The sequence below is a fragment of the Asticcacaulis sp. P2_C5 genome (assembly GCF_056404555.1).
This window is the reverse complement of record NZ_JBFUDU010000011.1, coordinates 106332-124526: the sequence shown is the minus strand read 5'-3', so window position 1 is coordinate 124526 and position 18195 is coordinate 106332. Positions and strand designations below refer to the sequence as shown.

The following is an 18195-nucleotide window of genomic DNA, read 5'->3' as shown; positions in this document are numbered from 1 at the left end:
TGTGTCCAAACCTGCTGAGCCGCGTGGCGACTTCGATCCGCCATTTTGGAGACATCCAAAGTCTAAAGATGGCAGGTCGACACGATGGCAACGTGGCATCCACCTTGGCGGGTTGCGCGCCAACCGGCGCGCAGATTCCATGTGTCCGGACTGCAACAACAACCAATAAGTTTGCGCCGCAATTGACAAACCCGCGGAGTAATTAGATATGTAAAATACTAGATAATGCACATAACTAATATGGCATATAAAAAAAGGGATGAGACATGAGCAAGTACGGCGATGGCCGCGCCTTGGCGCGCACCTTCTACACATTGGCGACGGCAACCTGCCTGCCGTTTTTTGCTTCCGGCGCCCTGGCGCAGGCAGCCCCGGAAGCGCAGGCGGCCACGACCGAGGATGAGACGGTCGTCATCGTTACGGCACGGCGGCGTATGGAGCGGCTGCAGGACACGCCGATCGCCATAACCGCGCTCAGCGCAAAATCTCTTGAACGTCAGCAAATTCAGTCGACGACGGATCTCGGTAAGGTGACGCCGAACCTCCAGTTCGCCACCTACGGCACGCTGACCGGCAACAATTCGGCCGCCCAGGTGTTTATTCGCGGCATAGGCCAGACCGACGCGACTGCGGCAGTGGACCCCGGTGTCGGTCTCTATATCGACGATGTCTATATGGGGCGCTCGGTTGGCGGCGCGATGGAGTTCCGCGACATCGCCAATGTGCAGGTGGTTCGCGGCCCGCAAGGGACGCTGTTCGGCCGTAACACGATCGGTGGCGCCGTTCTCCTGTCGACAAATCGCCCCGGCGCGGGCAACACAGTGCGTGTCGGCGTGGGCGACGATAATCTGCGTGAACTGTTCGGCGCATTCGACGTGCCGATTTCCCAAACTCTGCAGGGCCGTGTGGCCGTTGGCCGCCGGACGCGCGACGGCTATGTCCATCGCGAATCTGACGGCCTCGACCTCGGCGACGTCAATACGACGAACGCCCAGGGGACCTTGCGCTGGGAACCGTCGTCAGACCTGACCCTGACGCTGCGTGGAGACTATGCCAAGGCCGATGAGCACGGCTCTCCGTTCGTCTTTCTCGCCATCAATGAGCGTCAGACCTTTCCGGCCGCATCCAGCAAGGCCGCCGGCTGTCCGGGCGCAACCTTTCCGCCCCCCTTTGTGCCGGCGACGGCTGATCCGCGCTGCGCCAACGATGCCCAGTACAAGGGCCCCTTCACCAATGGCGGCACAGCACCGGTCTTCAGCACGCTCGAAAACTCAGGCCTGTCCCTGGTCGCCGAATGGAAGGTCAACGATGTCCTGTCCCTGAAGTCGATCTCCTCGTCTCGCAGCCTGGAATGGTCGGGCGCGCGGGACGCCGACAATACGCCCCTGCTTATCCTGCAGACCAGTTACAGCAGCCACAGCGACCAACAAAGCCAGGAACTGCAGGCGCAAATCAAGACGGAGCACCTGGATGGCGTCGTCGGCGCCTACTACTTCAATGAAGAGACTTCGGACCGGGTCCTGGTCGGCCTGGGCAATCCCGGCACCTCCTACGATACGCAAAGGGTAGCGCTCGATACCAAGGCCGTCGCGCTGTTTACGCAATGGAGCTACAAGTTCTCGGACAGTCTGAGCCTGTCCGCCGGCCTGCGCTATACCGACGAGACCAAGGGGCTCCAGGCCACCATGTTCAATGTCGCGCCCTATACCAAGGCGGAACCCGCTGCCCCGACGGCCTTGTGTCCGTTCGGCGGTCCGCCGCCGACGCAGACCGGCTGCCTGTTTATCGGCACCGGCCGCAACGAACGCAATTTCACGGCGACCACCGGATCGGCCAGCCTGCAGTATCGCTGGAACGCGACGCTCATGACCTATGTCAGTTGGTCCCAGGGCTTCAAGAGCGGCGGTTTCAACGAGCGCTACAACAACGCGCCTCCGGGCAATGTGCCGATCTCGTTCGCCCCGGAAACGGCGGTGTCTACCGAAGCGGGTTTCAAGGCTAATCCCTTGCGCGGACTGCGCATCAATGGCGCGGTCTTCAGCACCAAATATACCGATATGCAGATGACCTATCGCCTGGGGGTGGTGCCGCTGCTGTTCAATGCCGGTGAAGCGACGATCAGCGGCGCGGAACTGGAAGCCGAATATATTCCCGTTCCGGATCTGTACCTGAACGCCAGCCTCGGCTCTCTCGACACGGGTTTCGACAGTATCACCAATCCGCCGTCGTACGGTGCGGTCAGTCCGACCTCGGTCGCCAGCCTCGACAGCCGCCTGCCGTTTGCCCCCGAGCTGCAGGGGCATGTGGGGGTCGCCTATACCCTTCATCCGGGCGGCATGCGGCTGACGCCACGGATGACTATCAGCTATACCGACCGGCAATTTTTTGACGCCGGCAATACAGCGACGATCGCCCAGAACAAATCTGTGACCATCGCCAATGCATCGATCGTGCTCGAGCCGGAAAGCCGCGCCTGGCATCTCACCCTTGCGGGCAATAACCTGACCAACAGATTATATCCGCTTGCCGGCACCTCGTCCGAGAGCACATCGGCGGGTTATGCGGAAGTGATCTATTCCCGTCCGCGTAACTTCAGCCTGACCTATTCGGTCGACTTCTAGAATCTCAGGGAACAATTCCCTGTGTATCTGAAGAAACGCGACGTCTAACAAAGAGCAGGGCCGATATGATGTGCAGACATCCTATCGGCCTTGGACCGAAAACGGTCCGCCTTAAATCGTAAATAAAAGTGGTCCACGAGGAAACCATCATGTCCGACATAGGGGAGGCCGCCATGCGCGCGCCGCAGGTCAAGCTGTCCGGCCTGCGAATCTTCTTCCTGATCCTGACCTGTGCGCTGATCATGCTGCTGGAGGGGTTCGATATCCAGTCGATGGGCATTGCTGCACCTATTCTCATGCCCCTGCTTAAGCTCGATCCCGTCCAGGCGGGCCAGATTTTCGGCGGCGGCCAGGCAGGTGTGGTCCTGGGCGCCCTGGCCGGAGGCATGCTCAGCGACACCTGGGGGCGGCGCAATGTCCTGCTGATGTCGGTGATGGTTTTCGGCGCCTTCAGCATCGCGACCGTCTATTGCTTCGATTTCAACACGCTGCTGGCGGCACGGGTGCTCACCGGCTTCGGTCTCGGCGCCGCCATGCCGAATGTCATCGGCATGGCCATCGATGTCGTTTCACCAAAGAACCGCGTCAAGGCTGTCACGGCAATCATGGCCGGCATGCCGATTGGCGGCGCGACGGTTTCGCTGTTCGCGGCCCTCTATCTCAAGCAGCTCGGTTGGCAGTGGCTGTTCTATCTCGGCGGCATCGTGCCGTTGGCACTGGTCCTGTTCATCCTCGCCCTGCCCAATACCCGGCCCGCCAGGGATGCCAATGCTCCGAAGGTGGGTGCCGGAAAAGCGCTGTTTGGTGGCGGCCGCGCCATCAGTACACTCCTGCTGTGGGTGGTCTTCTTCCTGACGTCCAGTGTGCTGTACATGATGCTCAACTGGCTGCCCAGCCTGATGGCGGCACGCGGATTCGACATGACGGTCGGCCAGATGTCGTCCCTGACCTTTAACGTCGTCAGTGTCTTCGGCACTCTGATCCTGGGGGCCATCATCGACCGTTATGGCTACCGCACGGCCCTGCCGGTGGCCTATGTCGGTTTCCTCGCCGGCATCTGCGGCATGGCCTTCACCGGAACGGTGGAGCCGCTATTGGTCAGTATCGGAATCGTTGGCTTCTTCCTGCTGGGCGCGCAGTATTCGCTGAACGGCGTCTCACCCATGTACTATCCGCCCGCCGCGCGCGGCCTGGGGACGGGCGCCGCCATCGCGTTCGGTCGTGTCGGCTCCATCACCGGTCCGATGATGGCGGGCTATGTCCTGAAGACCGGCATCGGTCCGCTGCACGGTCCGTCGGGCGTGGCAATGGCCATGATCCCATTGGTCGTTGTTGCCGGTCTGGCGGTGTTTGTCCTGACCCGTCAGGCGAAGATCATTGTCGACTAGATCAGGACTTGCCGAGTCTTGCCAACCGGGCCAGTGCATCCATGAACTGCGCCAGGTCGATACCGTCCAGGGCCTGCAGCAACCGGGCGCGATGCTCGTCCTGGACGCGTTTGCCCTGAGCCAGGATTTCTTCGCCCTTCGGGGTCAGTTTCAACTGATTGGCGCGCCGGTCCTTGCTGTCGACCACTCGTTCCACCAGGTCGCGCTTGGCCAGCGAATCGATCAGTGACACGACATTGGGCCGGGCGATCTTCAGCTTGTCGCCGATGACATGCTGGCGCAGGCCGGGGTGGGCCTCGATCAGCAGCAGGGCCGACAGGTCCACCGGCCGCAGATCTAAGGGTTTCAGCCCCTCGATGATATCGCTGAAGGCCGCCAACTGCGCCAGGCGCAGTTGAAAGCCGATCTGGTCGTCAAGGTCGGCGGTGGATAAGGGTTTGGATTTCGGCAAGCGTACGACTCTCCTCGTTCTCGTTTGTTTCATATCAGAAAACAGTCTTATACAAAAAATATAATGACATAGGATAATAGGTATGCAATATACCTATATAAACATAACCCCAGGGAGACCCAGGCCATGCTCGACCAGGTTAAAGCTGCTCATCTCGATCTTCTCATCGGTTCCGAGGCCGTCAAGGCCGAAGGCGGGCGTACCTTCCAACGCCTGAACCCGATCACCGGCCAGTTGGCCACCCAAGCCGCGGCCGCCAGCGTCGCCGACGCAGGCAAGGCCGCCGATGCCGCCGCAGAGGCTTTTCCGGCATGGTCCGCCCTGGGCCCCAATGCCCGCCGTGCAATCCTCGTCAAGGTCGCAGACGCGCTGGGCGCGATGGCGGGCGACTTCGTCGACGCCATGAAGTCCGAAGTCGGGGCGACCGAGGGCTGGGCACGTTTCAATGTCATGCTGGCCGGCAACATGATGCGCGAAGCCGCCGCCATGACCACTCTGGTGGCGGGTGAGACCATTCCGTCCGATAAGCCAGGTTGCCTGGCACTGGCGGTGCGGGCGCCCGCCGGGGTCGTCCTGGGGATCGCGCCGTGGAATGCGCCGGTTATTCTGGGCGTCCGTGCGATCGCGACACCCCTGGCCTGCGGTAATACCGTGGTGCTCAAGGCGTCCGAAGCCTGTCCGCGCACCCATTGGCTGATCGCCGAGGCTTTCAACCGCGCCGGCGCTCCCAAGGGCATCGTGTCGCTGGTCACCAATGCGCCCGAGGATGCGGCCGATGTCGTCGGCGCCCTGATCGATCATCCGGCTGTGCGCCGCATCAACTTCACGGGTTCAACGGCGGTCGGCAGGCTCGTCGCCGTCCGCGCGGCGCAACAGCTGAAGCCCGCCCTGCTGGAACTGGGTGGCAAGGCCCCCATGCTGATTCTGGAGGACGCCGATCTCGACGAGGCCGTCAAGGCAGCAGCCTTCGGTGCCTTTATGAACCAGGGCCAGATCTGCATGTCGACCGAGCGTATCATCGCCGTTGACGCCATTGCCGATGCCTTTGTCGCCAAGTTCGCCGCCAAGGCCAGGACGATGCCGGCCGGCGACCCTCTTGCCGGTGCGACGCCATTGGGCGCGTTGGTCGATACCAAATCCGCCGACAAGGTGCGCAGCCTGATGGAGGACGCGGTAGCCAAGGGCGCGACGCTTGTTGCCGGTGGCGGCGGCGAGGGCGTGCTGATCCCGGCCTCGGTGCTCGACGGCGTGACACCCGCCATGCGCATCTATGGCGAGGAATCCTTCGGTCCCGTCGTTTCGATTGTTCGTGCACGCGACACCGAGGACGCCATCCGTATCGCCAACGACACAGAATATGGCCTGACCGCCTCCGTTTTCACCACCAACATAGCCCAGGCCATTTCGGTCGCCGCGCGCATCAAGTCCGGCATGTGCCACATCAACGGCGCCACCGTCCATGACGAGGCCCAGATGCCGTTCGGCGGTGTCAAGGACAGCGGCTACGGTCGCTTCGGCGGCAAGGCGGGCATTGCCGAATTTACCGACCTGCGCTGGATCACCATCGAAACCCTGCCAGGTCATTTCCCGATTTAACGCTTGTGGAAGATCGTCTCGCCACAAGGCTGGCGACAATCACCACAAACCCAACCTAGTTAGTTAGAGGCTACCCCTATGAATGAAGCTGCCACGCCTATCGACAGGTCCGAAGAAGATACGGTCGCCTGTCACGTCCAGGACCGCATCGCGTGGGTCAGGTTCAATCGTCCCGAAAAGCGTAACTGCATGAGCCCCAAGCTCAATCGCCAGATGATGCGCGTGCTCGAAGATCTGGAATTCCGTGACGATGTCGGCGTCCTGGTCTTGACGGGCGAAGGGACCTCGTGGTCGGCCGGCATGGATCTCAAGGAGTATTTCCGCGAGAACGAGGCCAAGGGCCTGGGTGCGACCCGCAAGGCTCAGCGTGAAGCCTATGCCTGGTGGCGGCGCCTGCGCTGGTACCAGAAGCCGACCATAGCCATGGTCAATGGCTGGTGTTTCGGCGGCGGCTACGGTCCGCTGTTTGCCTGCGACCTGGCCTTTGCGGCGGATACGGCGACCTTCGGCCTGTCGGAAATCAACTGGGGTATACTGCCGGGGGGCGGTGCGACCAAGGTCGCCACCGAACTGCTGCCTTTCCGCAAGGCCATGTATCATGCCATGATGGGCGAAAATATCGACGGCAAAACGGCGGCCGACTGGGGCCTGGTCAACGAATCGCTGGCGCCGGATCAGCTGGAGGCGCGTGTCACCGAAGTGGCCAACGTCCTGCTGAGCAAGAATCCGGTGGCGCTGAAAGCCACCAAGGACGCCGTCCGCCGCGTCGGAATTCTCAGCTATGATGATGCCGAGGACTATCTGATCCGCGCGCAGGAAGCGGCCAACAGTTACGATAATGACGGCCGCAAGGAAGGCATCAAGCAGTTCATCGACGACAAGACCTATAAGCCAGGTCTGGCCGCCTACGACCGATCAAAAACCAAGACGAAGGCCTGACATGACCGTCGCAACCCTGATCCGGCCCGTGACCCGCGCCACGGCGCCGATCGACCGTCTTTTGCGTCCGCGGTCGGTTGCCATTGTCGGCGCTTCCGACAAGCCCGGTGCCTTGGGCGCATCCGTTCTGGCCAATCTCGAGCGCAATGGCTTTTCCGGTGATATCCATCTGATCAACCCCAAGCGGTCCAGCATCGGCGATCGCGCCTGCCTGGCCGACATCGCGGACCTGCCCTCCGGCGTTGACGTCGCCGTCCTGGCCATTCCGCGACCGGCCGTTCTCGACGCCGTAAAGGCCCTGGCGGCACGCCAGGTCGGCGCCGTCGTCATATTCTCCGCCGGCTTTGCCGAGGGCGGGGAGGCGGGTCTGGCCGAGCAGCGCGAGATCGCCCGTGTTGCCGAGGCCGCCGGCATGCTTGTCGAAGGGCCCAACTGCCTGGGCATGGTCAATTCGGTTGCCGCCATCCCCCTGACTTTCGTCGAGACCCATATCACGCCGCTGGCCGGCCGTCCCGGCATCGGCATCGTGTCACAAAGCGGCGCCATGGCCTGCGTCCTGGGCGTCACCATCGCCAGCCGTGACCTGGGCCTGTCCTATTCAGTCTCGACAGGCAACGAAGCCGGCAGCGGCGTCGAGGACTATGTCGACTACCTGGTCGACGACCCGGACACCCGCGTCATCACCATGATCGTCGAACAGTTCCGCAAACCTCAACGATTCCTGGCCGCCGCCCGCCGCGCGCGTGAGGCCGGCAAGGTCATCGTCCTGCTCCATCCCGGCAAGTCCGGTGCGGCCCGCGAGTCGGCTGCCACCCATACCGGCGCCATGGCCGGCGATTATCAACTGATGCGCGCCAAGGTGTCGCGCGTCGGCGTGGTCTTTGCTGAAACCCTGGAAGAGCTGGCCGATATCGCCGAAATCGCGGTGCGCTGCCCGGCGCTGCCATCCGGCGGCACGGCCGTCCTGGGCGAGTCGGGCGCCTTCAAGGCCCTGACCCTCGACCTGTGCGAAGACCTCGGCCTCGATCTGCCGAAACTCGACGACGGCAATGCGCCGGCATTGCGTTCCGCTCTGCCGGACTTTGTCGGTGTATCCAATCCGCTCGATCTGACCGCACAAGGGCTGGTCGATCCCGATCTTTATTACCGCACCCTGGGCGCGCTGTTCGACGACGTCCGCATCGGCACGATCGTCATGGGCATTATCCAGACCGATCCGGTGACGATGGGGATCAAGGTACCGCCCCTGTTGCGTGCCATGCGCGACCTGACGCCGACGAAACCGGTGATTTTCGCCGGGCTCGACGAAGGGGCTGGTGTTCCACCCGCGCACATCGCGCAATTAAGAGCGCTCGGCATCCCCTGTTTCCCGTCGACCGAACGCGCCTTTCGGGCCGTCAAGCGGCTGACCGAGCTGTCAGAGCGAGACCTGACGGCGGTGCAGACCCTGCCCCTGCCGGCTGTACTTCCGAAGGCGGGCGGCGTTATTCCTGAATACCGCGCCAAACAGATTCTGGCGCCGTTGGGCATCGCATTTCCCGAAGGCCGGTTCGCCACCACGCTCGACGAAGCGCTGGCGGCCGGCGGGGCCATCGGTTATCCGGTCGCACTCAAGGCGCAGTCGCCCGAGCTCAGCCACAAGAGCGACGCCGGCGGCGTCATCATCGCAATTGCCGATGCCGGCGCCCTGGCCCAGGCCTGGACAAGGCTCCATGCGGATGTCGCCCATCACTGTCCCGGCCTGACGCTTGACGGCGTATTGGTGGAAAAGATGGGCCGGCGTGGCGTCGAACTGATTATTGGTGCGAAAACCGATCCCGACTGGGGTCCGGTTATACTTGCCGGTTTCGGCGGCGTCACCGCAGAGATATTGCAGGACGTCCGTTTGCTGACGCCCGATTTGACCGTTGATGGCATCGTCCGCGAATTGAATCTGTTGAAGAGCGCGGCGATTTTGCGGGGCTACCGCGGGTCTCCGGCGCTCGATATCGAGGCGGTCGCGAACCTGATTGCCACATTGGGACGCATCCTGCTTAGCGAACCCGGCATTCGCGAACTCGACCTCAACCCGGTCATCGTCTATCCGAAGGGTGAGGGAGTCGTGGCCCTGGACGCGCTCATGCTGACGCAAGCCTGACTGGGTTATAAATCCAGCACCAGGATCGGCGTCCTGGCCCTGGAACAGCACGGCGTGAACTGGTCGTTGCGCGCCTGCTCCTCCTCCGTTTGAAACTGGTCGCGATGATCGGGCAGGCCGTCCAACACCCCGGTCAGGCAGGTGCCGCAGATGCCTTGTTCGCACGACATGGGAATGTCGAAGCCGTTGTCGATCAAGGTTTCCAATGCGGTTTTGTTGGCCGGGATTTCAAGGATAAGGCCTGAACTGGCGATCTTGACGCTGAACGCGTCGTCGGCAGCATGATCGACCGGCGCGGCCGTAAAATATTCGCGATGCAGGCGCGTCTCCGCCCAGCCGAGGCTACGCGCGGTTTGCAGAATATGATCCATAAAACCGGTTGGCCCGCAGACATAGAGATGCGCCTGAGGGGCGGCTTTTACCAGAATGGCGGCCGCATCCAGTTTCTGTTCCGCTGCGCCGTCGTCGAAATAGGTGGCCACGGTTCCAGACCATTCTGACGCCGCGAGAGTTTGCAGAAACGCCGCCCGGTCGGGAGAGCGCGCGCAATAGTGCAGAGAAAAGGCTTCCCCGGACGAGGTTAGATGCTGCGCCATTGCCAGGATGGGAGTTATGCCGATCCCGCCGGCAAACAAGAGGGGAGGTGAGGCCTCCCTGGACAGGGCAAACAGATTACGCGGCTCACCGATCTGCAGGATGTCTCCGATTTGAACCTGCGCGTGCATGGCCTCCGAACCGCCGCGCGAGGTTGGGGCCTTGAGGACAGCAATGCGGTAACGGTGGCGCTCGATCGGACTGTTGCACAGGGAATACTGACGGATGAGACCGCCAGGCAGGTGGACATCTATGTGCGCGCCGGCGGTAAAGGCCGGCAGGTCCAGACCGTCCGGATGAACCAGGTCGAAAGCACAGACGTCCCTGGCTTCAATGGTCTTTCCCGCCACACGAACCTTGAACATGGTCAGGCTCCGACGGTCGAAAGCGACTCGTCCGACGTCCTTTCAGCGGCAATCAAACGCTCCAACAGGCGCCGCGACTGAACGCCGCCGGCATCGATATTGAGCTTGAGCAGATTGCGGTCGCGGTGGATGAGCAGGTTTTTCTGCTGTTGCTCCAGCATGTCCAGGTCTTCGCTGAAAATCGCACCCTGACCTTCGCGGATGCTGGCGGTCAAGGCCTGGTCATCCGGTTTGAAATGACGCGCCATGCCCCAGAAATACCAGATCGAGGTTTCGGTTTCCGGTGTGATAAAGTCGACCACGATGCTGGACGCCTTGACCTGGGCGGGCGCCTGATAGCCGCCATGGCCGGCATGGGCCACGCCCACTTCGATCATGACGTGGCTGGGGGCGGTAAAGCGGCAGATCTGCCAGCGGTCGACAGGCACATCATCAGCAAGGCCGTTGGCACGCAGGGCCATGCGCCAGAAGGGCGGGGCAGGAATATTTTCCATGTGACGGCTGGTGACGACCTGGTCGCCTTCCATCCGGGTCAAGGGTGCAGCTTCGTCGATCTCCTTTTGGCCGATACTGGAGCCGTGGACATAGGTTTCGTGCGTCAGGTCCATCAGGTTGTCGATCATCAGGCGATAGTCGCAGTTGATATGGTACAGCCCACCGCCATAAGCCCATTCGGAGCTCTCTGCCCATTCAAGGTGATGAATCAGGGCTGGATCGGCCTTTTCCACCTCGCCCGGCCAGACCCAGATGAAGCCGTAACGTTCTTCGACGGGAAAAGCCCTGATCGGCGGAAAGCCGCGGACACGTTGTCCCGGCATGTCGACGGTCTTGCCATCGCAGCCCATTTTCAGGCCGTGATAGCCGCAGACCAGATTGCCATCTTCGACGAAGCCCAGGGACAGAGGAGCGCCCCTGTGCGGGCAAAAATTCTCCAGTGCGGCGACCCGTCCTCCGGCCCCGCGATAGAAGACCATGTGCTCGCCGCAAATTTGCCGGCCCAGGGGTTTGGCTGCGATTTCGTCCGGCGTGCCAGCCACATACCAGGCATTTTTCAGGAACATCGTCGCCTCACTGCATTTTCATTTTATGGATACAATAGTTATACGTTATAGCTATTGTCAATAAGTATTGCCGCCTTATTGGAGCCATTGGCTGTGGGGCATGAGGATATGTGCGGCCCTCGATGTGCGGGCGCGGGAGGGTGTTTCCTCAGGCTCGGGTCCGTTCTCGCCCGTCAGTTGCCTTTTACACTCGCCGGCAAGGCGTTCCAGAAAGTCCGCCGCCGGGCGTAGGTGGTGTCGAGACGCTTCCGCCACGCCTCATGATCCTCGTGCTGGCCGAAGTCATCGATATGGCGGGCCAGGCTTTCGGCCTCCAGGAAAGGCAAGACCGCTGCCTCCTGGGCCTTGTCGGAACCCTGGATCAGGGCGGCTTCGACGATCTGGCGATGCAGCCGAAGAGCCGCCAGCGGATACCGGCTCGACAGGCGGTCTGCGGCAAAGGTCATCGCCTTGTCGTCGTTGCCGTCAAGCTCGCCGGCGCGTTTCAGAACCATGTCGGCAGCCCGCTCCATCGCCGGCCAGGTGATGAGAAAGGCCAGGGCGGCATTGGCGTCCGGAAATGTCTTCGTAAAGTCCAGGGCTTCGTCCTCGGCCTCGATATCGTCGAAATCGGGCAGTCGTTTCAGGTAGGCGCGCAGATGGGCGGCATCCAGGGTGTGATGGAAGCGGTCGAGCCTGGCCTGTTGGGCATCGAGCTTGCGACCCAGGGCTTCCAGCACTAGGATTCGGACGTCGGACCAGTCATCCGGCATGACCAGTCGGGGCGTCTGCCGCGTTTCGTCGAGGACCTGCAATGCTTAGTCGGGCTGAAAGCGGGCACGAAGCTAGGAGATCGTTCTTTATATAGGTGAGTTTCAGACGGTCACCACGCGGGCATTCATCAACATGATGGCCGAACTTCGGGAATATCGCATTGGTCTCGCTTTTGCGCACCAGCATCTTCACCAACCTGATGTCGGCTATTCTATTTTCGTGAATGTCGGGTCATTGATTTCGTTCAGCGTTGGCGCGAGAAACGCAGCAATCATCGGCCAAGAGTTTCAGTTGACTTTTGCATTGAAGACTTTTTAAGGTTTTGCAATCGCAATATTTATCTAAAATTGATGATTGGAAGCAGACCGAGCAAACCGTTTAGCGCCATTTCCTTCGAGAAGTGTTGACACGTCGATATGGGAAGGATAGCCCGAGGCTCCCGACATTATTGGTTCCTACACATGGCTTGGTCCTTAGTTTCCGAACTCCAGGCGATATTTGAAACCGAAAATCTCGCACAAGGGTTTTTAAAAGCGGGCGTGATCGATGACCTGTCAAAATTTTGTGACGTTAAGACGGTAAGCGAATGGTATAGAGCTGGTTCCGAGACTTACGTGCTAATACTTGACGTAATCATCCGGGACGAATTGCCAAAGCGTTTGGTATTAAAAGCGTGCGTGCCCGATGTATCCGCAGGAAACAGCATTGAACACATTCAAGAGCGCTGGATTCATAAGCGGCATATGGTGGCCAAATACGGCGTCAGCACCCCGGTTCTCTACGGTTTCAACTCCGGAGTAATCTTGGAGGAATATATTCCATATGCTCTGACCGACGTGGTAGGTGAACGAGCAGAACCAACCCTTCTCGCTGCGTTGGCTCACACGGTTGGAGTCATTGCTCGTTTGGGTTTTCTGCCAATTTCAGTTGTATCAGATATGCGTTCGCGAGGAAGCGATGCAGTCTTGGTCGACTTTGGCTCGGATTTGGGAGAGCCGGGGGTGGCGCGCTCCAACTCCACACGTGAGCAAACGGACCTGAAGAGCCTACAATTCTTAACAACAACAAGCTTGGATCTTGCATCCTTAGCACGGGCAGTTTATCGACAGGCCTCATCGGGTGCCCTGCCGCACTGATAGCAGTTACCTCTTTTTGATAAAGGATACATATGGAACGGACCCTACTTCTGATTAAACCCGACGGTCTTCAGCGCCGTTTAGTCGGAGCAGTAATTTCTAGGTTAGAGGCTAAGGGGTTGAAGCTGATTGGCATGAAAATGCTTGTTTTAACTGACGAAATTCTAAATGTGCATTATCAGCACTTACTTGATAAGCCCTTTTATCCGGAAATCGCAAACTTTATGAGAAGCAGCCCAGCGATAGTAACCTGCTGGGAAGGTGTTGAGGCCGTTGCTACAGTGCGCCAAATATGTGGTATCACAAAAGCCCGTGAGGCAGCTCCAGGCACCATTCGTGGCGACCTTGCCATGAGTATTCAGGCGAATGTGGTTCACGCATCAGACTCGCAAGAGGCCGCTGAGGCGGAGATATCGCGGTTTTTCCAACTCGACGAGCTTTTCAACTTTGAAGATCATAGTCGTGAGTTTATTTATTCCAAAGGCGAGCTAGGGGCATAGCGGGATTGGGATTATCAATGGAACGGTCGACAGGTAGCTCTGACCTTAACGAGTTAAACAAAATTATTGCTCGTTTCGCACGTCAGTCTGAAGGAGGGATTGCCCTTGGGCCGCACGGCACTTTGCGATTTGAGTACTTCAACGACCTTCTGTCGGCCGTTCACATTGATGCGCATCTGGAAGTCATAACAAATTGTTTGACGGCTTTAGTTCGAGATACGTGTGCCGAAAGTTCGATAACAGTGATCGCGTGCCCTAAGCGTGGCAACGTTCTGCTAGGTCGTGATGTTGCGCGAGCATTAAAGCTTAAGTCATTGTTTGTTCGTGACGATGTCCTGGCTTCGAGGCATGTTGAAGGATTTTGTCAAAAAAATGAAAAGGTCATTCTGGTCGACGATATCTCTTCGGATGGGGATTTGTTATTTGACGCTATCGAGGGCCTTCGAAAAGAAGGCTTTCATGTGACAAACGCTTTCACAGTTATTGATAGGACTGAAGGCAATGCTGTCGAACGCCTTCGGAAGGAAGGCATACATCTTCGCTCGAGCATTTCATTGAGCGATAGCGATATACACCTGCTGATAAACGGCCTTAAAGATGGCAGTATTAACTAGCTAGGTTTTCACCAAGTTTGTCTGCGTAATTGTGTAAATATTTTTCAAAATCTAATCTAAAAGCTCCGTCTAACAATCTATCTCTTACAATATCACCGTAGGGTGGCAAATGCGGTAGGGCATTGAGTTCGGTTACTATCCTTGTTAATGGATCGGAGGCCGCGCTCGCGCTCTCCGCCTCGACTTCAACAAAACACCCGAGATTGTCTACGTCGTCAAAGCACAAAACGAATTGCTTAGATTTAAATGTATACCTAGTGCGATCGATTACTAAATGTGGTCTCAAGTCAAGTCGTTTCAATATGACTAGCGCTGCGGCGGCTGAATCGATTTTAATTGTAGTTTCTTGCCATACCCCTTCTTGAAGCCGCTCTTTTAGTTCCAATCGGTATGGCTCAGGCCCTCTTAATCGAACTATAAACCCATCGATTGCAACGGAATCGAAACCATGCCGGCCCAGTACTAGATCGCTAACTCGGCCGGACTCGACAACGACGCCAGGAATGTGGGACGCACTCTCCATCAACTTGTTCCAGGACTGTCTATCTGGTTGAACGCGCCATTCGTGTTCCAAAGATTGATATTTTTCCATGCGTTTATCCTACCACCTATTGGCTACTGGCCAAATATTTCCAGCCACTGATCAGCTATCCATGTTCGATGTTCTGAAGCAAGCTCGTTAAGCTCGTTGCTCGGTTCTATCATAGGAGTGACCGGTGCCCCACTTAAAATACCGACCGCAGCAACTATCTCAGCTTGGATTAGATATATGAACGGACCGACGACAGCGCCATGCAAGAAATTAACGGCTTGGCCGTGATTTAGCAGATAAAAATGCTTGTCTTTCATTCCGCTGGCGGCGCTTGTCGTTCTATGGCGAGGCTCGTATTTAGAAACGAAATCTGAAATTCGTCTACGTTTGAAAAACTCTTTCAACGACTTGGTAACTATTTCGTCGTCAGAAGATGTTGCAGTTGCAATGTAACATCCTGACGGTAGTTTGAGAAATTCAGGGATATCCAGTGCCAAATTGCCCGTTGCACTAAAAACTAAACCTACCTCTGAAAGAGCTTTGTCGGCTGTAGTAGCTACCGGAAATCCATGAGAGTGTGCTTCGACTAGACGTACACTATCGGTGTCCATAACGATCGTCTCGACATGACGCTCTCGTAATGTGCTTGCAATACTTCGGCCTAATTTTCCATAACCTAATACAGCTGCTCTACGGCCTTGTAATATGTCCCCATTTTGCCTTAGTAGCGCTTCAGCTGAGAAAACAATTGACTGTCCAATTAGGAAATCTTCCGGATTTTTCAAAGGACTCCGGGCTACTGAAATCATTGGCATTGGTGAAGGTGTTATTCGGGAATATCTTTGATGGCCATTCTCGGTATCCTCTACCACCCCGCACAGGCGGTTCCCATATGATATAAAAAGTGACTCTATAATATCAGAATAATATCCTCCCACATCTACGAAGATTAGGCGCGAGTCACCGGCCCGCTCTTCTATGATTTCATGAAATTCCTCCAAATCATCTTCGGTCGCCCTCGTCCTGAAATCAATTTTATATTTATGTGACAGCCAAGATAACGTATTTCTATGTATGGACTTTGGTTTGGGTGTTATTGAAATTATGTCGGAGACATCTGAGAGCGCTTGTAGGAAATAGGGTCTATCTGGTAATATGTGAGTGGTTACAAAGGTTGCCGCCTTTTGCGTTGGTTTGAATTTTTCAGTTATTTTCGTGAAAAAACGTCGCGGCAGAGTGGGATCTAAGGTGTCCATAGTAACTCCAGTGACCATTGCCTAAGAAAAACTAATACTGCGCATTCTTTTCACGACTAAGTCAGCATCGCCTTTTTGGGCATGTATCCAGCGCATTTCACCAGTTTTGAGGGTTGCTAGGCGCTCAAAAAAATAGGCATCACTTTTTTTTCGATCTTCGCTATCCCGTTTTCTAAGTATTTGGTCTCTGTAGTCAACATCTATGTCAATATATAGCTTAAGACATTTCAGTCTCAATTCCCTTATTAATCCAGAAAAGAAAAATGAATTAATTCCGTCAATTATTAATCCGCATCCGCGAAAAAAAACTACCTCCTCTCCGACTCTCTTATTCTCTTCAAATGAGTAGATCGGTACAAGGCATGTTTTAGAGTTTATGATTGTTCCTATATCCTTCCTTATTCTATCAACATCTAATGCAGTGACGGATTCCCATTGCGGTACCAAAGAATCATTTCCTCCGGGTTCTTTAGGGACCATACTTTCATCAAGAAAATACCTATCAAGATTCAGAATATCACATCCGAAAATGTCCGACAGGCTTTTGGCTAGGGTTGATTTTCCGGATCCAGAGGGGCCCGCTATGAGAACTATTTGGTCGGCAGAAATTTCATAGCCGTTAATCATTATCCCCTCCCATAGTATTTGAATAGACCAAAGATTATTTCTTCAGTGTTCACGCTCGCAACGTAGCGATTTCCAACGACGATTAGGTGTCCAATCAGTGATCGCGTTGCCAAGCACAATGTCACTCTCGCTAAAATTTAATCCAATGTCACTCGCACCCGCTATGGATGTCAATAGCTACCGATGACATGTTCATTTTTTCTCAAGATAGCAACCCCTCCTATATGGATTTTGAATCAAGTTCTGGGCTGTGTTGCAGTGACTTCAAATGCGTTGATGTTTGCCAATTTTCATGGGCTCTCCGATATATCTGACCATGAGTAGGTGGTTGGGGAGAGCCTATTAGCCCGGATATCTCACACCGTTGATGCTTTTAGCATCAGTGGGGTGGCGTTTGGGTGATTTCGGCTTTTGTCAGTGCCTATGGAACAGGGCTTGGTCCGCCCGGATTTCGGTCGGCTGCGACAGGTCTGATTTTTCTCCATTGTTGCTGTTCGGGGCGAGATCGGGGGCTCAGGCGGCGCGGGATAATCGCACATGAGCCAGCGCCCATTCCTGTTTCCAGGGATAGGCCGATGTCATGGCGACCCTGATCCTGCGGACCGAGATTGTGACCAGGGCGCCGATCTCGAGCAATTTGAGCCGCAAGGTTGCACAGGTGGCGTGGGCGAACTCGGTGTGGGCCAGCCCGATCCGTCGAAGAGCGCACAGAAGCACATAGGCCATGGAAGCGAACCACAGGCGCAACTGGTTGGCGCGCAGGGTGGCCGTGGACGTCCGGTCAGCGAACAGGTCGACCTGGCACTCTTTGATACGGTTTTCCATCCCGCCTCGGGCGCAATAGACTTTTTCGTAGAGTTCGCGGGCTTGGTGTTCGGCCGCCTTCAAGGAGGTGACGATGAAACGCGGATTGGCCTCGCCCTGCGTACACTGGCCTTGGCGATGACCCGTCTGCGACAGGCCCAGCTGTCGAGCGTGGTCCACATGAAGTCCTTGAAGCGGCGGCCCGGCTTGCCGCTGGTGGAAGCCTCAGCTTCAGCCTGCGCCCGTTCGGCTTCGATCTCCGCCACTAGGCGTTTATTGCGGGCCAGGCCAAAGACATAATCCACCCGGTTCTGTTCGCACCAGATCATCAGGTTTTCGCGGCAAAAGCCGCTGTCGGCACGCAGCAGGATGCGGACGCGTGGCCACTTCTGGCGTATCTGGCCGACGATCCTGGTCACTTCTTCGACCGAGCCTGCCGCACCGTCGATGTTGGACGCGCGCAGCTTGGCCGCCAGCAGGTGCCGGCCACAGAAGATGTAGAGCGGCAAGTAGCAATAGCTGTCGTAATAGCCGTGGAAGAACCGCCCTTCCTGGTGGCCGTGCAATGGATCATCGGTGGCGTCCAGATCGAGGATGATTTGACGCGGCGCTTGTTTGCCGTGAGCCTCGGTGAACATATCCACGAAGGTTTTCTCGATAGCCGCCGGGTTGTGGCTGATCTTGTGATAGCGCGTCGCTTCGGCGCGGCTCAGTTCAAGCCGGTTCAGGGTACTCTTACCGGCCACCGGCGCACAGTCCGAGCGATGGAGGTGATTAAGCGCCTGAAGAACGAGGGCTATGCGTGGGCTATGGTCCTGTGG

The 18195-nt window shown here is 57.4% G+C and carries 16 protein-coding genes and 1 pseudogene; 9 read left to right on the top strand and 8 right to left on the bottom strand.

Annotated features, from left to right (window positions below; genetic code table 11):
• The first annotated feature begins 266 nt into the window (after nucleotides 1-266).
• Nucleotides 267-2621: a TonB-dependent receptor gene (locus AC1DXO_RS19195; protein ID WP_476979792.1), complete on the top strand. Its 2355-nt coding sequence runs from the start codon at nucleotides 267-269 to the stop codon at nucleotides 2619-2621.
• 149 nt (nucleotides 2622-2770) lie between these two features.
• A complete protein-coding gene (locus tag AC1DXO_RS19190; protein ID WP_476979791.1) occupies nucleotides 2771-4009 on the top strand; it encodes an MFS transporter in 1239 nt (412 codons plus the stop codon).
• A 1-nt stretch (nucleotide 4010) separates the two neighbouring features.
• On the opposite strand, the gene AC1DXO_RS19185 is transcribed toward AC1DXO_RS19190, so the two are convergent.
• A complete protein-coding gene (locus AC1DXO_RS19185) occupies nucleotides 4011-4460 on the bottom strand; it encodes a MarR family winged helix-turn-helix transcriptional regulator (protein WP_476979790.1) in 450 nt (149 codons plus the stop codon).
• 126 nt (nucleotides 4461-4586) lie between these two features.
• Between AC1DXO_RS19185 and AC1DXO_RS19180 the strand changes: the two genes are divergently transcribed.
• The 3 genes from AC1DXO_RS19180 (at nucleotide 4587) to AC1DXO_RS19170 (ending at nucleotide 9132) form a co-directional block, all read left to right on the top strand.
• On the top strand, nucleotides 4587-6056 hold the full coding sequence (locus AC1DXO_RS19180; RefSeq protein ID WP_476979789.1) for an aldehyde dehydrogenase: 1470 nt from the start codon (nucleotides 4587-4589) through the stop codon (nucleotides 6054-6056).
• 78 nt (nucleotides 6057-6134) lie between these two features.
• The gene (locus AC1DXO_RS19175; protein WP_476979788.1) at nucleotides 6135-6995 is read left to right on the top strand and encodes a p-hydroxycinnamoyl CoA hydratase/lyase; all 861 of its coding nucleotides are present in this window, start codon (nucleotides 6135-6137) and stop codon (nucleotides 6993-6995) included.
• Between the two features lies 1 nt (nucleotide 6996).
• On the top strand, nucleotides 6997-9132 hold the full coding sequence (locus AC1DXO_RS19170) for an acetate--CoA ligase family protein (protein ID WP_476979787.1): 2136 nt from the start codon (nucleotides 6997-6999) through the stop codon (nucleotides 9130-9132).
• A 5-nt stretch (nucleotides 9133-9137) separates the two neighbouring features.
• Here the strand turns inward: AC1DXO_RS19170 and AC1DXO_RS19165 are convergent, their stop codons facing one another.
• The 3 genes from AC1DXO_RS19165 to AC1DXO_RS19155 form a co-directional block, all read right to left on the bottom strand.
• Nucleotides 9138-10091, bottom strand: a complete 954-nt coding sequence (locus tag AC1DXO_RS19165; RefSeq protein WP_476979786.1) for a PDR/VanB family oxidoreductase — start codon at nucleotides 10089-10091, stop codon at nucleotides 9138-9140.
• A gap of 2 nt (nucleotides 10092-10093) precedes the next feature.
• Complete coding sequence (locus tag AC1DXO_RS19160) at nucleotides 10094-11152, bottom strand: Rieske 2Fe-2S domain-containing protein (RefSeq protein ID WP_476979785.1); 1059 nt, start codon at nucleotides 11150-11152, stop codon at nucleotides 10094-10096.
• A 173-nt stretch (nucleotides 11153-11325) separates the two neighbouring features.
• Nucleotides 11326-11946: a DUF6880 family protein gene (locus AC1DXO_RS19155; RefSeq protein WP_476979784.1), complete on the bottom strand. Its 621-nt coding sequence runs from the start codon at nucleotides 11944-11946 to the stop codon at nucleotides 11326-11328.
• 91 nt (nucleotides 11947-12037) lie between these two features.
• Here AC1DXO_RS19155 and AC1DXO_RS19150 point away from each other — a divergent pair, with 91 nt between their 5' ends.
• The 4 genes from AC1DXO_RS19150 (at nucleotide 12038) to AC1DXO_RS19135 (ending at nucleotide 14155) form a co-directional block, all read left to right on the top strand.
• The gene (locus AC1DXO_RS19150; protein WP_476979783.1) at nucleotides 12038-12223 is read left to right on the top strand and encodes a hypothetical protein; all 186 of its coding nucleotides are present in this window, start codon (nucleotides 12038-12040) and stop codon (nucleotides 12221-12223) included.
• Between the two features lie 143 nt (nucleotides 12224-12366).
• Entirely contained in the window at nucleotides 12367-13041 is a 675-nt protein-coding gene (locus AC1DXO_RS19145) for a hypothetical protein (RefSeq protein WP_476979782.1), read from the top strand.
• Nucleotides 13042-13073: 32 nt separating this feature from the next.
• Entirely contained in the window at nucleotides 13074-13541 is a 468-nt protein-coding gene (ndk, locus tag AC1DXO_RS19140; protein WP_476979781.1) for a nucleoside-diphosphate kinase, read from the top strand.
• A 17-nt stretch (nucleotides 13542-13558) separates the two neighbouring features.
• Nucleotides 13559-14155, top strand: a complete 597-nt coding sequence (locus AC1DXO_RS19135) for a hypothetical protein (RefSeq protein WP_476979780.1) — start codon at nucleotides 13559-13561, stop codon at nucleotides 14153-14155.
• Here AC1DXO_RS19135 and AC1DXO_RS19130 read toward each other — a convergent pair.
• From AC1DXO_RS19130 to AC1DXO_RS19115, 4 genes and pseudogenes are all read right to left on the bottom strand, one after another.
• Nucleotides 14148-14747, bottom strand: coding sequence for a CYTH domain-containing protein (locus tag AC1DXO_RS19130; protein WP_476979779.1), 600 nt, complete (start codon nucleotides 14745-14747; stop codon nucleotides 14148-14150). The genes AC1DXO_RS19135 and AC1DXO_RS19130 overlap by 8 nt on opposite strands.
• Before the next feature lie 23 nt (nucleotides 14748-14770).
• Nucleotides 14771-15943, bottom strand: a complete 1173-nt coding sequence (locus AC1DXO_RS19125; RefSeq protein ID WP_476979778.1) for an adenosylhomocysteinase — start codon at nucleotides 15941-15943, stop codon at nucleotides 14771-14773.
• A gap of 21 nt (nucleotides 15944-15964) precedes the next feature.
• Complete coding sequence (locus AC1DXO_RS19120) at nucleotides 15965-16570, bottom strand: uridine kinase family protein (RefSeq protein WP_476979777.1); 606 nt, start codon at nucleotides 16568-16570, stop codon at nucleotides 15965-15967.
• Nucleotides 16571-17083: 513 nt separating this feature from the next.
• Nucleotides 17084-18186, bottom strand: a pseudogene (locus AC1DXO_RS19115) (IS1380 family transposase); the annotation flags it as partial.
• Nucleotides 18187-18195 lie beyond the last annotated feature (9 nt).

Excerpts from the sequence above, each read along its gene's own strand:
- AC1DXO_RS19175 (WP_476979788.1), top strand. The coding sequence starts at position 6,135 with ATGAATGAAGCTGCCACGCCTATCGACAGGTCCGAAGAAGATACGGTC.
- AC1DXO_RS19145 (WP_476979782.1), top strand. The coding sequence starts at position 12,367 with ATGGCTTGGTCCTTAGTTTCCGAACTCCAGGCGATATTTGAAACCGAA.
- AC1DXO_RS19135 (WP_476979780.1), top strand. The coding sequence starts at position 13,559 with ATGGAACGGTCGACAGGTAGCTCTGACCTTAACGAGTTAAACAAAATT.
- AC1DXO_RS19180 (WP_476979789.1), top strand. The coding sequence starts at position 4,587 with ATGCTCGACCAGGTTAAAGCTGCTCATCTCGATCTTCTCATCGGTTCC.
- AC1DXO_RS19170 (WP_476979787.1), top strand. The coding sequence starts at position 6,997 with ATGACCGTCGCAACCCTGATCCGGCCCGTGACCCGCGCCACGGCGCCG.
- AC1DXO_RS19190 (WP_476979791.1), top strand. The coding sequence starts at position 2,771 with ATGTCCGACATAGGGGAGGCCGCCATGCGCGCGCCGCAGGTCAAGCTG.
- AC1DXO_RS19125 (WP_476979778.1), bottom strand. The coding sequence starts at position 15,943 with ATGGACACCTTAGATCCCACTCTGCCGCGACGTTTTTTCACGAAAATA.
- ndk (WP_476979781.1), top strand. The coding sequence starts at position 13,074 with ATGGAACGGACCCTACTTCTGATTAAACCCGACGGTCTTCAGCGCCGT.
- AC1DXO_RS19120 (WP_476979777.1), bottom strand. The coding sequence starts at position 16,570 with ATGATTAACGGCTATGAAATTTCTGCCGACCAAATAGTTCTCATAGCG.
- AC1DXO_RS19160 (WP_476979785.1), bottom strand. The coding sequence starts at position 11,152 with ATGTTCCTGAAAAATGCCTGGTATGTGGCTGGCACGCCGGACGAAATC.
- AC1DXO_RS19150 (WP_476979783.1), top strand. The coding sequence starts at position 12,038 with ATGATGGCCGAACTTCGGGAATATCGCATTGGTCTCGCTTTTGCGCAC.
- AC1DXO_RS19130 (WP_476979779.1), bottom strand. The coding sequence starts at position 14,747 with ATGGAAAAATATCAATCTTTGGAACACGAATGGCGCGTTCAACCAGAT.
- AC1DXO_RS19165 (WP_476979786.1), bottom strand. The coding sequence starts at position 10,091 with ATGTTCAAGGTTCGTGTGGCGGGAAAGACCATTGAAGCCAGGGACGTC.
- AC1DXO_RS19195 (WP_476979792.1), top strand. The coding sequence starts at position 267 with ATGAGCAAGTACGGCGATGGCCGCGCCTTGGCGCGCACCTTCTACACA.